This is a genomic window from Gordonia sp. PP30 (genome assembly GCF_023100845.1).
Taxonomy (GTDB): Bacteria; Actinomycetota; Actinomycetes; order Mycobacteriales; family Mycobacteriaceae; genus Gordonia.
Map to the genome: position 1 here is coordinate 3,539,137 of NZ_CP095864.1, position 12,433 is coordinate 3,551,569.

Here is a 12,433-nt window from a genome sequence, read left to right on the forward strand (position 1 = left end):
ATACCGTGCATCCACCCCATGGCACACCCGCGCGAACGAGGTGTCGGGCCGAGTACGCTGCTCTACATGCCATCCGCTGATTCCTCCGCCGTGCACGGGGCAGATCCCACTGCGCACGGCCGGACCAACACCCGTCTGCCGCGGAGCGCGCGGCGCCGCCAACTGCTCGACGCCGCCAGCGAGATCTTCGTGGAGCGCGGCTACCACTCCGCAGGCATGGACGAGATCGCCTCTGCCGCGGGTGTGAGCAAACCGGTCCTCTACCAGCACTTCCCGTCGAAGCTCGACCTCTACATCGCGGTGGTCGATTCGCATGCCGAGAAGCTGGTGTCCGACGTCAACCGTGCGCTGCTCACCACCACCGACAACTATCAGCGGGTCCGCGCCGCGGTGAAGGCCTTCTTCGATTTCATCGACGAGGACAACTCGGGTTACCGCCTCATCTTCTCCTCCGACGCCAAGGACCCCGCCGTGATCCGCCGGGTCGAGGGCGCCACCGAGGCGTGCGTCGACGCCGTCTACGGCCTGGTGATGACCGACTCCGGACTGGATCCGCATCGCTCCCGGATGCTGGCCGCCGGTCTGGTCGGCGCCAGCCAGGTCAACGCCCGCTACTGGCTCGAAGCCAACCGTCCGATCCCGAAGGAAGACGCGGTCGAGATCACCGTCGCACTGCTCTGGCAGGGCCTGTCCGGCGTGCCGCGCATCGGCTGACCCGAATACGACACGGAAAAGGCCGCCCCGTCGGGGCGGCCTTTCGTCGTCGCGGGTCGCTCAGGCCGGGCCGAAGCCGACGCGGCGGTTCTCCGCGGTGCCGACCTCCACGTACGCGATCTTGCCCACGGGCACCAGCACGCGCGAACCCTTGTCGTCGGTCAGCTCCAGCACGCCGCCGTCGGCTAGCGCGTCCGACACGGCCTTGTGCACGCTGTCGGAGCTCTCCTTGGACGTCAGCGACAGTTCGCGGGCGGTGTTCTCGATGCCGATCTTGACCTCAACGCTCATGACGCACGATCGTACGCCAGCGTTCCGGGTGTATCTCCGCTGACCACGGCCCGTTCACTGACAGCGCAAACGACGTCGTCAGCCGAGCCCGAGTTCGGCCATCCGCTCGGTGTGCCGCTCGGCGATCGCGTCGAAAAAGGCCGTCGCGGTGGCCAGCGAACCGGTGCTGGCGAACAGCAGATCGGTGACGTCGTCGTCCTCGGCCAGCACCCACTGCATGTGGGTGATCGCCTCGCCGAGCAGCCGCCGCCCCCACAGCGTGAGCGGCGCCGCGATCGCCGGATCGGCTTCCACGGCCGCGCGTACCTCATCGCGGGCGAACTGCGACGACGCCGTGTGCGCCAGGACCTCGCGGAACACCTTGCGCGCCTCGCCCGGCAGCGTCTCGACCATCTCAGCATAGAAGTCGGCCACCATGCCGTCGCTCAGATACAGCTTCACCAACACTTCCAGCCAGGTGCTCGGCGTGGTGACCCGGTGGTATCGGTCGAACACCCCGCGGTGCGCGGTGATCGCCGCGTCGACCGTGCCGCCGGCGCCGGTGACCTGCTCGGCCAGCAGTTCCAGGTGCGCGATCTCCGAGCCCATCAGCCGGATCAGGGCGACCCCGTCGGCCACCGCCGGCGCCATCGCCGACTCGTCGATCAGGCGGTGCACCGCGGCGTATTCGCCGGCCAGGAAGATCTCGTACAACTTGGTCACGGCGGACTTGTCCGGGGCTGCGGAGGTGTTCGGCATGGCAGTCAGCCTAGGCGGTGGTTCTCGAGCCTGTCGACGGATGGCCCCGGGCCAGGTCGAAGGGTGGTTTCCGAGCCTGTCGAACGGCGGTTCACCGGGGCCGGGCGAGGGTCACGGTACACTCGAGGGCAGACGGAGGCGGCAACGTGCCGGAAAGGCCCGCTGCGCCCGTCGTACTTGAGCGCGCACCGACTATCCGCTCACGCCGGCCGACCCCGCCGCGACTACCGAGCCCGGGGACCCCGTGGAGCCTGACGAGTGCGTGCATGACGCACACGAGAGGCAACGAAAAACTCCATGACCACCCCCACTGTCGACGCGAACGACGACGTCCAGACCACGATCGTCGCCGAAGACCACCGGTCCCCCACCTTCGCCGAGCTCGGCATCGACGACGCGATCGTCGCCGCGCTGGCGGCCGACGGCAAGACCCACACCTTCGCCATCCAGGAACTGACGCTGCCGCTCGCGCTGGCCGGCTCCGACCTGATCGGCCAGGCCCGCACCGGTATGGGCAAGACCTACGGCTTCGGCGTGCCGCTGCTGCACCGTCTGGTGCACGCCGCCGACTACAACCTCCGGCCGCTCGACGGCACGCCGCGCGCGCTGGTGATCGTGCCGACCCGCGAACTGTGCATCCAGGTCCACGAGGATCTGACCACCGCCGCCAAGGGCGTCGGCGTCACCACCGCCGACGGCACCGACCGGCCCATCAAGCTGACCGCCATCTACGGCGGCCGGCCGTACGACTCGCAGATCGCCGAGCTGCAGTCCGGCGTCGACGTCGTGGTCGGCACCCCGGGGCGTCTCCTCGATCTGGCTCAGCAGGGCCACCTGGTGCTCGGCAAGGTGCAGATCCTGGTGCTCGACGAGGCCGACGAGATGCTCGACCTGGGCTTCCTCCCGGACATCGAGCGCATCATGGGCGCGCTGCCGACCCCGCGCCAGACCATGCTGTTCTCGGCCACCATGCCCGGGCCGATCGTCACCCTGGCCCGCACCTTCCTCACCCAGCCGACGCACATCCGCGCCGAGCAGGCCAACGACTCGGCCGTGCACGAGCGGACCACGCAGTACGTCTACCGCGCGCACGCGCTGGACAAGGCCGAGCTGGTGGCCCGCATCCTGCAGGCCGACGGCCGCGGCGCGACGATGATCTTCACCCGCACCAAGCGCACCGCGCAGAAGGTGGCCGACGACCTCGCCGAGCGGGGCTTCAAGGTCGGCGCCGTGCACGGTGACCTCGGTCAGGTGGCCCGTGAGAAGGCACTCGGCCGGTTCCGCGACGGTTCGGTCGACGTGCTGGTGGCGACCGACGTCGCCGCCCGCGGCATCGACATCGACGACGTCACCCACGTCATCAACTACCAGTGCCCGGACGACGACAAGACCTACGTGCACCGCATCGGCCGCACCGGCCGCGCCGGCCGCACCGGCATCGCCGTCACCTTCGTCGACTGGGACGAGCTGCACCGCTGGGAACTGATCGACAAGGCCCTCGGCCTCGGCCAGCCGGAGCCGGCGGAGACCTACTCCACCTCCGAGCACCTGGGCACCGATCTCGGTGTGCCCGCCGACGCGACCGGCCGGGTCGGCCGTCCGGCCGGCGCGAGCTCGGAGGAGCGTCAGGCCGCGCGCCGCGAGCGCGAGGCCCGGTCCGATCGGCCGAAGCGGGAACGCCGACGCACCCGCGGCGGCCAGCGCGGCGGCGACGCCTCCGCCGCCCCGGACGAGACCACCGGCACCCCGGAGACCGATACCGCCGCGACCGAGCAGGCCACCGGCGGCCAGGGCGAGGGCGCCTCGCGGCCTCGGCGCCGCCGTCGTCGTCGTTCCGGCGCGAAGACCGCGTCCACCTCCGCGACCGCGGCCACCACCGCCGACGCCGGGGCCGCCGCGTCCGGCCCGGCCGAGTAGCGCCGCAGCGTCGACGTTGGCCCGCCTCGCGCCGGAACGCCGCACCCGCCTCGATCTCGCGATCACGGCGGTGCTGGTGGTGCTCGTGATCGCCGGCGGCGTCGCCGTGTGGTGGACCAGTCCGGCCCGATCGACCGAGCTGACGACCGCCGGCACCGACCCCGAACAGCCGTTGCCGACCGAGAGTCTCCCGACCGAGCTGCGTGAGCTGTGGCGCGCGAAGTCGTCGGCCACCGATGTTCCGGCGATCGGCAAGGCCACCATTGTCATCGCCGACGGCGGCACGGTGACCGGGCACGACCCGCTCTCCGGCAAGCAGCTGTGGCGCTATCACCGCGACGCCGCGCTGTGTGCGGCCGTCGCGGCGTGGCCGGGCGGCGACAACGACGTGCTCGCCGTCTACCGCGACAGCCGCGGCTGCAGCGAGGTGACGGCGCTCGACGCGAACCGCGGCTCCCGCAAGGGCAACCGCACCAGCGACGCGGACAAGCAGATCACCCTCTCGTACGACCTAACCTTCGCGCTGGCCGCCGGCGACACGCGGCTGGAGACCTGGGGATCCAATCTGGTGCGCGGTATCGAGTACGGCCGGGTCGACGCCCCGGTGAACCCGGGCGTGGCGCCGGACCGGCGGCAGTGCCACATCTTCTCGGCGATCTCCGGCGGCGACCGTGTCGCGCTGATCGAACGGTGCGAGCGCGACGCCGGTTACCGGCTCACCATCCTCGCGTCCACGCTGACCAGCGACGAGAAGATCCGCGAGTGGGGCTCACAGCTCATCACCCCGACCAGTCGCGGCGCGGCGCCGGTCGTGGTGTCGGCGACCGACACGAATGTCGCCGTGTACGACGGCGGTGCCGACACCGGCAAGGTTCCGGCCGTCCGGATGTTCGGGACCGACGCCCGCGAGCAGTCGGTCAAGACGGTCGACGGTGACGTGACCCCGCCGGCCGACAGTCATCCGATCACCGGCAGCGGCCTGATCACCTACTGGACCGGCCGGTCGACGGTGGTGCTCGACGCTACCAACGGCATGCCCTACCTGCAGCTTCTCGACACCCTCGGGCCGGGTGAGACGGCAACCGGCCTGCTCGTCCCGGTCCCGGGCGCGATCAGCGTCCGCGATCCGTCCGACGGCCACGAGCTGCGCCGCCTCCCGGTCGACCGCGGCGGCTACACCGGCGTCGTCTCCCTCCGCACCCTCGGCCCGTACGTGGCCGAGCAGCGCGGGGACGAGCTGGTCGTGCTCGGTCCCCCGCCCGCGTCCTGATCTCCTTCAGGTCACCCGCGCGTTCTCGTGGTCCGCGCGTTCTGGTCACCCGCGCGTTCTGGTCACCCGCCCGTACTCGTCGCCCGCCCGTTGAGCCGGTCGAGCCCGCCAGGGCGAGACCGAGTCGAAACGCACCCCTCGACGAGGACGCGTTCTCAGCCGCCCAGCTCGAAGGTCCGCAGATCCTTGCCGTTCCAGTGCCCCCACAGGTTCTCGGCGAGTTCCCGGTAGGCGGTGGCACCCTTGTTCTTGCGCCCGCGCATCACCGATGCGCCCGACGCCGAGGCCTCGGCGAAGCGGACGGTCCGCGGGATCGGCGGATCCAAGACGGGCAGCTGGTAGCGATCGGCGACGTCGGACAGCACATCGCGCGAATGCGTGGTGCGGGCGTCGAACAGCGTGGCGATGGCGCCCAGCGTCTTCAGTTCCGGGTTGGTGATCTGCTGCACCTCGGTGACCGTCCGGAGCAGCTGCCCCAGACCGCGGTGCGCGAGGGTCTCGCACTGCAACGGCACGACCACCTCGTCGGCGGCGGTGAGCCCGTTGAGCGTCAGCACGCCGAGCGACGGCGGGCAGTCGATCAGGATCACGTCGAAGTCCTGCGCCACCTCGGCGAGCGCCCGCTTGAGCGCGTACTCGCGGCCCGGCCGCATCAGCAGCAGCGCCTCGGCACCGGCGAGGTCGATGGTGGCAGGCAGCAGCGTCACATTGTCGTCGGTGTCGAGCAGCACATCGGCGATGTCCTCGGCACCGAGGAGGACGTCGTGGACCGACTTACTCAGCGAATCGGGGTCGTGTCCGAGCGAAAAGGTCAGGCAGCCTTGCGGATCCAGGTCGACGACCAGTACCGACACGTCCAGGTCGGCCAGGGCCGCCCCGACGGAGGCCGTGGTCGTGGTCTTGGCGACCCCGCCCTTCTGGTTGGCGATGGCGAGCGTGCGCGTCATGCCCACCACCCTAATGTGTCGGCCCGCACAGGGCCTTCCGGCCCTGTCAGGCGTCCGGCGGCAGGTCGTGCCCGGCGAGGTAGTGGACCGACACCGGCGCGAAGACCAGTCCCAGGACGACGAGCACGATGATCATCAGCGGCGCCCCGAACAGCGCCTGGTGGTGGTCGACCAGCAACGACGACCCGGTCAGCAGTGACCACGCCACCGGGATCAGCAGGATGTTGGTGATGACGCCGATCGCACGCCCCCAGCGTCGTCCGTGGTACAGCGCGATCCCGCCGGCCAGCACGCCGCCGAAGATGCAGATGAACCACAGCGCGGTGCCGGGGCCGCTGACCCACGATTCGTGGTGGTGTCCGACGAGCGCGAGGATCAGGTAGACCACCGCGACGGAGAGGCCCGCCAGGCCCTGGGCCGAGACGATGCCGCCCGCCGCCCGCAGGGTCGCCGGGATCGTGGACGACGGCCGGGGTTCGACCGGGGCGGAATCGGAATCGCTCACGCCCCTACCCTATTTGACCCCGGCCGCACCGGGCCGCGCCGGGCACCACCGGTAGGCTGGTTGCTCGTGCGCGTCATGCTGGTCACCAATCCTTTTGCCACTTTCACCACCGCGGCCGGCCGGGACACCCTGGCCAACACCCTCAGCGCGCGGTACGACGTGGACGTGGAGCACACCACGCATCGCGGACATGCCGGCGAGCTGGGTGCCCGCGCCGCCGCCGACAGATACGACGCGGTGGTGGTGCACGGCGGCGATGGCACCGTCAACGAGGTGGTCAACGGCATCCTCGGCGCGCCCGATCGGCCGTCGCCCGTCGATCCGGCCGACCTCCCCGCGCTCGGCGTGATCCCCGGGGGCAGCGCCAACGTCTTCGCCCGCGCTCTCGGCATCGACCGCGACCCGATCGTCGCGACCGCACAACTGATCTCGCTGCTCGACTCGGGCAGCCGCCGGCCGATCAGCCTCGGCCACACGCTGAACCGCTGGTTCCTGTTCAACGCGGGCATGGGGATGGACGCGATCGTCGTGCGCCGCATGGAGGACAAGCGCCGCAAGGGCAAGAAGGCCACCGCCCAGCGCTACTTCGCGACCACGGTGTCGTCGTTCTTCTCGTCGTCGGTCACGCCGCCGGTCTTCACCGTTACGGTGCCCGACCGCGAGCCGATCGAGGGGGTGCGCTTCGGCTTCGTCAGCAATACCGGGCCCTGGACCTATTTCGGCACGCGGCCGATCGCCACCAACCCGCACACCGACTTCGATCACGGCCTCGGCGTGTTCGCCGCCACCAGTGTCGGGATCCTGCGCAACATCGCCCTCGGCAGCCAGTTGCTCCGCGGCTCGGACAACCCGCACGCACGGCATCTGTTCCGCGACGACGACGTCGAGTGGGTCCGCTTCACCGGGGCCGAGCCCGCCGACGTGCAGATGGACGGCGACTACCTGGGCCGGTACACCGAGTTGGAGTTCGGCACCCGCAAGCACGTGCTGCACGTCGCCGCCGCACAGCCCGAATAGGACTTACCGACATTCTCGCAGGTCAAAGCGTCGTACACCCGCTCGTTACCTACGGGTAACTGCCGTGTCGACTGATTGCAACCCCTTGTGATCTATCCGGCAATCAGAAAATACCCCTAGCCAAATGTCGGCACAGGGTAGTACAACGGTAACAGACAGCAAAACTCCCGCCCCCAGCGCACCGGGTCACCGGCCGCCTGCTAGGTGAGGCACCTGCTGTTAACAGCCCGTAGCAACCCACGAGCTCCAACGCGCCGCCATGAAGTGGTGCGCCTGGAGTCATGCCGCAAGGAGAGATGAAATGGACTGGCGTCACAAGGCCATCTGTCGCGATGAGGACCCGGAACTGTTCTTCCCGGTGGGCACCAGCGGCCCGGCCATCGCGCAGGTCGCCGATGCCAAGCTGGTGTGCCAGCGCTGCCCGGTGACCGCCGAGTGCCTGAGCTGGGCGCTCGAGACCGGTCAGGACGCCGGCGTCTGGGGCGGCATGAGCGAGGACGAGCGTCGCGCTCTCAAGCGCCGCAACGCCCGCACCCGCGCCCGCAGCGCGGTCTGAGACCCCGCCGGAGCACGCTCCGGCGACAATCGAGAAGCCCGGCCGATCTCTTCACGGCCGGGCTTCTTTCTGTTCTGACCCGACTGTGACGTATTTTCTCGGGCCGGGTCTCCGGCCTGCGCATTCCGCCGACGCCGCGGCCGCACCGGCCGGAAGACGTCACGGTAGGGACAGCCGGTCAGTGCAGGGGGATCTTCAACTCGACCAGCGTGCCGGGGGCGCCGGGATTCGGGCCGATCGAGATGCGGCCGCCGAGGTCGTTCGAGACCAGGGTGCGCACGATCTGCAGGCCCAGCCGGTCGGAGGAGTCCAGATCGAAGCCGGCGGGGACACCCACCCCGTTGTCGGTCACCCGGACGGTGAGACCGCGCAGGTCGCGCTCGCCGTCCACCACGATCGTCGGCGCCGGCGTCTCACCGGTGAACCCGTGCTCGATCGCGTTCTGCATGACCTCGGTGAGCACCTGCACGAGGGGCATGGCGAGATCGGCCGGGAGCACGCCGAGACGACTGCCCCGCCGCACCCGGATCGTCGCGGCGAACGGACTCGGCGCACCGACGTCGGCCAGGGTCGGGATCAGCCGGTCGACCACCGCGTCGAGATCCACTTCCTCGTCCACGCTGCCCGACAGCATCTCGTGCACCAGCGCGATCGACGAGACCCGGCGCACCGCCTCGGTCAGCGCCACCGTGGTCTCGGCGTTCCCGGACCGCCGCGCCTGCAACCGCAGCAGCGCCGAAACGCTCTGCAGATTGTTCTTCACCCGGTGGTGGATCTCCCGGATGGTGGCGTCCTTGCTGATCAACGCCAGGTCGCGGCGCTTCACCTCGGTGACGTCGCGGATCAGCAGTGCCGCACCCCGGCTCTGCCCACGACTGCGCAGTGGTACCGCGCGGATCAGTACGCTGGCCCGTCTGGCGTCGAGTTCCATGCGCAGCGGCAGGTCGGCCGCGGGCAGCGCGGCGCCCGTTCCACCGTCGCGCTCGCCGCAGGCCGCCGACAGCGTGACCGCCACATCGACGGCGTCGAACGGATCGGTGAGCAACTGGGCGAAGACGTCGGCGAGCCGGGCGTGCCCGAGCTCGGCGGTCCAGCCCATCCGATGCACCGCCGAGACCGCGTTCGGGCTGGCGTAGACCACCCGCCCGCCCGCGTCCAGACGAATGAAGCCGTCGCCGGCGCGCGGCGTGGAGAGGCCGAGCGTGTTCGCCTCGTCGAGTGGGAAGGTGCCCTCCACGACCATCTGGCACAGCGCGTCGGCGGCGTCCCGGTAGGCCGACTCCAGCGGCGACGGGGGCAGCGTCCCGGACGCGTCTCCCGTCCTGCCGAGGACCGCGATCACCTCGCCGCCGAAGGTCACCGGCACGCCGATGCGCTCCACCAGCAGGTCGCCGAATCGCCGGGCGACGTCGTCCCGTTCGATCCGCCCGCTGACGAAGGCCCGGGTCACGAACGGATTGGCACCCTGCGGGCTGGCCGGCGAGTCGACGCGGTGGCCCACCTCGTCGTGCGGGAACAGGGTCGACGCGGTGTTGGGGCGCACCTGCGCCACGTACACCTGCCGGTGGTCGGCGCCGGGCACGGCGAGCACGTAGTCGGCGAAGGAGAGATCCGCCAGAAGCTGCCACTCGGCCACCAGCCGCTGCAGGTGCAGCGCGGCCGGATCGGACAGGTCGGTGTGCTCGGCGAGCAGGTCGTGAAGGGTGGCCATCGTCGCCCATCGTAGATCAGGCGATTAACGCCGACCGGCCGCGGCGTGACAGAATCATCGATGATCTTTTCCCTAGAGATGTCAGGAGGTCCGTCATGGGTAAGCGCGGACGCAAGAAGCGTGCACGTAAGAAGAACAAGGCCAACCACGGCAACCGCCCGAACGCCTGAGTCTTCGCATAGACAAGACGACGACGGCCCGGTCCCCGATCATTCGGGGCCGGGCCGTTCGCATCGCTGCCGAGGCTAGGGAGCGCTCGGGTCGGCGCGGATCGTCGTCTGCTGCACGATCACGGTTCGCCGGATCTCGACGCGCAGTCGTTCCCGCAGGCCCTCCGGCGCGGCCTCGCAGCATTTGCGCCGAAGCAGTTCCTTGATCTGCTGCTGCACCGCGTAGTGCTCCAGGCACGACGGGCACTCCTCGAGATGCTCCTGCAGCCGTGCGCGGGCGTTGAGGTCGCACTCGTTGTCGAGCAGCAGGAAGATGTCGGCGAGTACCGCCGAGCAGTCGAGCCGTTCCCCGTGGTCCGGGGTGCCGGCGGTCATCGGGTCGCCTCGCTCTTCGCGCGGCCGATACCGCGCTCGCGCGCGACGTCGGCGAGAAGTTCCCGCAGTTGCTTGCGGCCGCGGTGCAGCCGGGACATCACGGTGCCGATCGGGGTGTCCATGATCTCGGCGATCTCCTTGTACGGGAGTCCTTCGACGTCGGCGTAGTAGACGACCATCCGGAAGTCCTCCGGCAGCTGCCCGAGCGCGTCCTTGATCTCGCTGTCGGGCAGGGCGTCGAGCGCCTCCACCTCGGCCGACCGCAGGCCGGTGGAGGTGTGCTCGGAGTTCGCCGCGAGCTGCCAGTCGGTGATCTCGTCGGTCGGATACTGCGCGGGCTGTCGCTGCTTCTTGCGATACGAGTTGATGTAGGTGTTGGTGAGGATGCGGTACATCCACGCCTTGAGATTGGTGCCCTTCTTGAACGACGAGAACGCCGAGAAGGCCTTCACGTAGGTCTCCTGCACCAGATCCTCGGCGTCCGCCGGGTTACGCGTCATCCGCAGCGCGGCACCGTAGAGCTGGTCGAGCAGCGGCAGAGCGTCCCGCTCGAACCGCGCGGTGAGCTCCTCCGGGGTCTCGGCCGGTTCCTGCTCGGCGGCCGGAGTGTCCGTGTCGTCGGCTGGCGTCACCGCTGTCCCTTCACTGGATTCGCTCGGCACCTCCCCCGAGATGTGCTCTATCAAGTCTAGCGAGTCGCGCAGGGGCCGCCGCACGCCCACCGCGTCGAGAGTTGTGGTTGCCACGACCAGCCACGCACCTTACTGAGATCGTTCCGCTTGCGATCAGTCCCAACAACGACGGCACCGGTCTTGTTCCGCGCGATGCGACGGGTGCGACAATGGGGACATGTGCGGACGGTATGCGGTGGCGACGGATCCGGCGAAGCTCGCCGCCGAGATCGACGCCCGCAACGAGGTTCCGGAGTCCGACGACCTCGGCCCGAACTACAACGTCGCACCCACCACCACGGTGATGACCGTCGTCGACCGGCATGAACGCGGCGACGCCGCCGAGCCCGTCGACCGTCGGGTGCGCGCCATGCGCTGGGGCCTGATCCCGCCGTGGACCAAGGAGTTCGGCAAGGGACCGCTGCTGTTCAACGCCCGCGCCGAGACCGTGACGGAGAAGCCGGCGTTCCGGGCCGCGGCCAAGAACAAGCGCTGCCTGTTCCCGATGGACGGCTGGTACGAATGGCAGGCCGGCCCCCTGGACAGCCGGGGAAAGCCCACCAAGATCCCGTTCTACATGTCCCCGCGCGACGGTTCACGACTGTTCATCGGCGGGTTGTGGGCGGCGTGGCGCTCACCCGAAGACCGGGAAGCCGGGAACGACGACGCCTGGATCTCCAGCGCGGCGATCCTGACCACCGAGGCCGTCGGCGCCCACCGGGAGATCCACGACCGGATGCCGCTGATCATGCCGTTCGAGTACTGGGCCGCCTGGCTCGACCCGGACCGTCCCGCCGACCCCGGCCTGCTGGCCCCGCCCGACCTGACACTGGCCGACGCCATCGAGATCCGCGAGGTCTCTCCCCTGGTCAACCGGGTCGCCAACAACGGCCCCGAGCTGCTGGAGGCGGCGCGATGAGTACCACCCCTTCGACTCCGCTCAGGAACCACCGGCCGGGCCCGCTGCAGCGACTGGGCTATCTGCTCGGGCGGCCGCTGCCCGACTCGATGCGGGACTGGGTGCGGCGCGACATCACCGGCCGGCGCAATACGCTGCGGTATCTCCTCCGCGGCTTCGTACCCTTCGTCCCGATCGCCGTGGGCCTGTGCTTCATCCCCGCGCCGTGGTGGGTGCGCGGCGGCATGGTGCTGCTCCTGGCGATCCCCCTGCTCTACTTCCAGATCGCCCTGAAGGACGTCTACCGGCGCCACCTGCTGCGCAACAACGGACTCAACCCGAAGCTGGCCGACAAGGTGAAGATCGTGCGCCTGTCCGACGCCCAGGCCCTCTACGAGGCCAAACACCGGCCCTCGGTTCCTGAGCGGAGTCGAAGGGCGGTCACCGCGCCGATCGAGATCGACGGCGTCGTCGTCGACCGGTCGCCCGACGAGAATCAGCGCTGATCCAGCGGGCGTGGCTTCGACTCGTCTCGACCCCGCGGGACTCGACCGGTGGTTCCTGAGCGGAGCCGAAGGGCTCGACCGACTCAACGAGGCCTTGTCCAGCCGGCTGAGCAGGCCGAGGAACGAGGCCTTGTCGAGGCCACGCCT

At 69.8% G+C, this 12,433-nt stretch carries 15 protein-coding genes; 8 read left to right on the top strand and 7 right to left on the bottom strand.

Translation table 11 applies throughout. The features are described from left to right. Nucleotides 1–66 precede the first annotated feature (66 nt). Nucleotides 67–714: an HTH-type transcriptional activator FasR gene (fasR, locus tag MYK68_RS16525; RefSeq protein ID WP_247864845.1), complete on the top strand. Its 648-nt coding sequence runs from the start codon at nucleotides 67–69 to the stop codon at nucleotides 712–714. A 60-nt stretch (nucleotides 715–774) separates the two neighbouring features. Here the strand turns inward: fasR and MYK68_RS16530 are convergent, their stop codons facing one another. Together MYK68_RS16530 and MYK68_RS16535 are read right to left on the bottom strand one after the other, a co-directional pair. Next, a complete protein-coding gene (locus MYK68_RS16530) occupies nucleotides 775–1,005 on the bottom strand; it encodes a DUF3107 domain-containing protein (protein WP_247864846.1) in 231 nt (76 codons plus the stop codon). Between the two features lie 78 nt (nucleotides 1,006–1,083). After that, nucleotides 1,084–1,743 carry a ferritin-like fold-containing protein gene (locus MYK68_RS16535; protein ID WP_247864847.1) on the bottom strand — a complete coding sequence of 220 codons (660 nt, stop codon included), beginning with the start codon at nucleotides 1,741–1,743 and terminating at the stop codon, nucleotides 1,084–1,086. Nucleotides 1,744–2,040: 297 nt separating this feature from the next. Between MYK68_RS16535 and MYK68_RS16540 the strand changes: the two genes are divergently transcribed. Beyond that, on the top strand, nucleotides 2,041–3,660 hold the full coding sequence (locus MYK68_RS16540; RefSeq protein ID WP_247864848.1) for a DEAD/DEAH box helicase: 1,620 nt from the start codon (nucleotides 2,041–2,043) through the stop codon (nucleotides 3,658–3,660). Between the two features lie 16 nt (nucleotides 3,661–3,676). Beyond that, a complete protein-coding gene (locus tag MYK68_RS16545) occupies nucleotides 3,677–4,930 on the top strand; it encodes an Rv3212 family protein (RefSeq protein WP_247864849.1) in 1,254 nt (417 codons plus the stop codon). Between the two features lie 155 nt (nucleotides 4,931–5,085). On the opposite strand, the gene MYK68_RS16550 is transcribed toward MYK68_RS16545, so the two are convergent. Together MYK68_RS16550 and MYK68_RS16555 are read right to left on the bottom strand one after the other, a co-directional pair. Further along, on the bottom strand, nucleotides 5,086–5,877 hold the full coding sequence (locus tag MYK68_RS16550; protein WP_247864850.1) for a ParA family protein: 792 nt from the start codon (nucleotides 5,875–5,877) through the stop codon (nucleotides 5,086–5,088). Nucleotides 5,878–5,923: 46 nt separating this feature from the next. Beyond that, nucleotides 5,924–6,382, bottom strand: a complete 459-nt coding sequence (locus tag MYK68_RS16555) for a hypothetical protein (RefSeq protein WP_247864851.1) — start codon at nucleotides 6,380–6,382, stop codon at nucleotides 5,924–5,926. 66 nt (nucleotides 6,383–6,448) lie between these two features. On the opposite strand from MYK68_RS16555, the gene MYK68_RS16560 reads away from it, so the two are divergent. Together MYK68_RS16560 and MYK68_RS16565 are read left to right on the top strand one after the other, a co-directional pair. Further along, nucleotides 6,449–7,399 (top strand): diacylglycerol/lipid kinase family protein, encoded by a 951-nt coding sequence (locus tag MYK68_RS16560; protein WP_247864852.1) that lies wholly within the window; start codon nucleotides 6,449–6,451, stop codon nucleotides 7,397–7,399. Between the two features lie 301 nt (nucleotides 7,400–7,700). Then, the gene (locus tag MYK68_RS16565; protein WP_062393655.1) at nucleotides 7,701–7,955 is read left to right on the top strand and encodes a WhiB family transcriptional regulator; all 255 of its coding nucleotides are present in this window, start codon (nucleotides 7,701–7,703) and stop codon (nucleotides 7,953–7,955) included. Nucleotides 7,956–8,133: 178 nt separating this feature from the next. On the opposite strand, the gene MYK68_RS16570 is transcribed toward MYK68_RS16565, so the two are convergent. Continuing rightward, nucleotides 8,134–9,666, bottom strand: a complete 1,533-nt coding sequence (locus MYK68_RS16570) for a sensor histidine kinase (protein ID WP_247864853.1) — start codon at nucleotides 9,664–9,666, stop codon at nucleotides 8,134–8,136. A gap of 95 nt (nucleotides 9,667–9,761) precedes the next feature. Here MYK68_RS16570 and MYK68_RS20910 point away from each other — a divergent pair, with 95 nt between their 5' ends. Further along, nucleotides 9,762–9,836 (top strand): 50S ribosomal protein bL37, encoded by a 75-nt coding sequence (locus MYK68_RS20910; protein ID WP_371307617.1) that lies wholly within the window; start codon nucleotides 9,762–9,764, stop codon nucleotides 9,834–9,836. 75 nt (nucleotides 9,837–9,911) lie between these two features. On the opposite strand, the gene rsrA is transcribed toward MYK68_RS20910, so the two are convergent. Then, nucleotides 9,912–10,211: a mycothiol system anti-sigma-R factor gene (rsrA, locus tag MYK68_RS16575; RefSeq protein WP_247864854.1), complete on the bottom strand. Its 300-nt coding sequence runs from the start codon at nucleotides 10,209–10,211 to the stop codon at nucleotides 9,912–9,914. Continuing rightward, nucleotides 10,208–10,933, bottom strand: coding sequence for a sigma-70 family RNA polymerase sigma factor (locus MYK68_RS16580; RefSeq protein ID WP_502798337.1), 726 nt, complete (start codon nucleotides 10,931–10,933; stop codon nucleotides 10,208–10,210). Before MYK68_RS16580 ends, rsrA begins: the two co-directional genes overlap by 4 nt. 127 nt (nucleotides 10,934–11,060) lie before the next feature. Here MYK68_RS16580 and MYK68_RS16585 point away from each other — a divergent pair, with 127 nt between their 5' ends. Both MYK68_RS16585 and MYK68_RS16590 read left to right on the top strand, forming a co-directional pair. Next, nucleotides 11,061–11,801, top strand: coding sequence for an SOS response-associated peptidase (locus MYK68_RS16585; RefSeq protein WP_247864856.1), 741 nt, complete (start codon nucleotides 11,061–11,063; stop codon nucleotides 11,799–11,801). After that, nucleotides 11,798–12,286, top strand: a complete 489-nt coding sequence (locus MYK68_RS16590; RefSeq protein WP_247864857.1) for a DUF5313 family protein — start codon at nucleotides 11,798–11,800, stop codon at nucleotides 12,284–12,286. Before MYK68_RS16585 ends, MYK68_RS16590 begins: the two co-directional genes overlap by 4 nt. The last annotated feature ends 147 nt before the right edge of the window (nucleotides 12,287–12,433 follow it).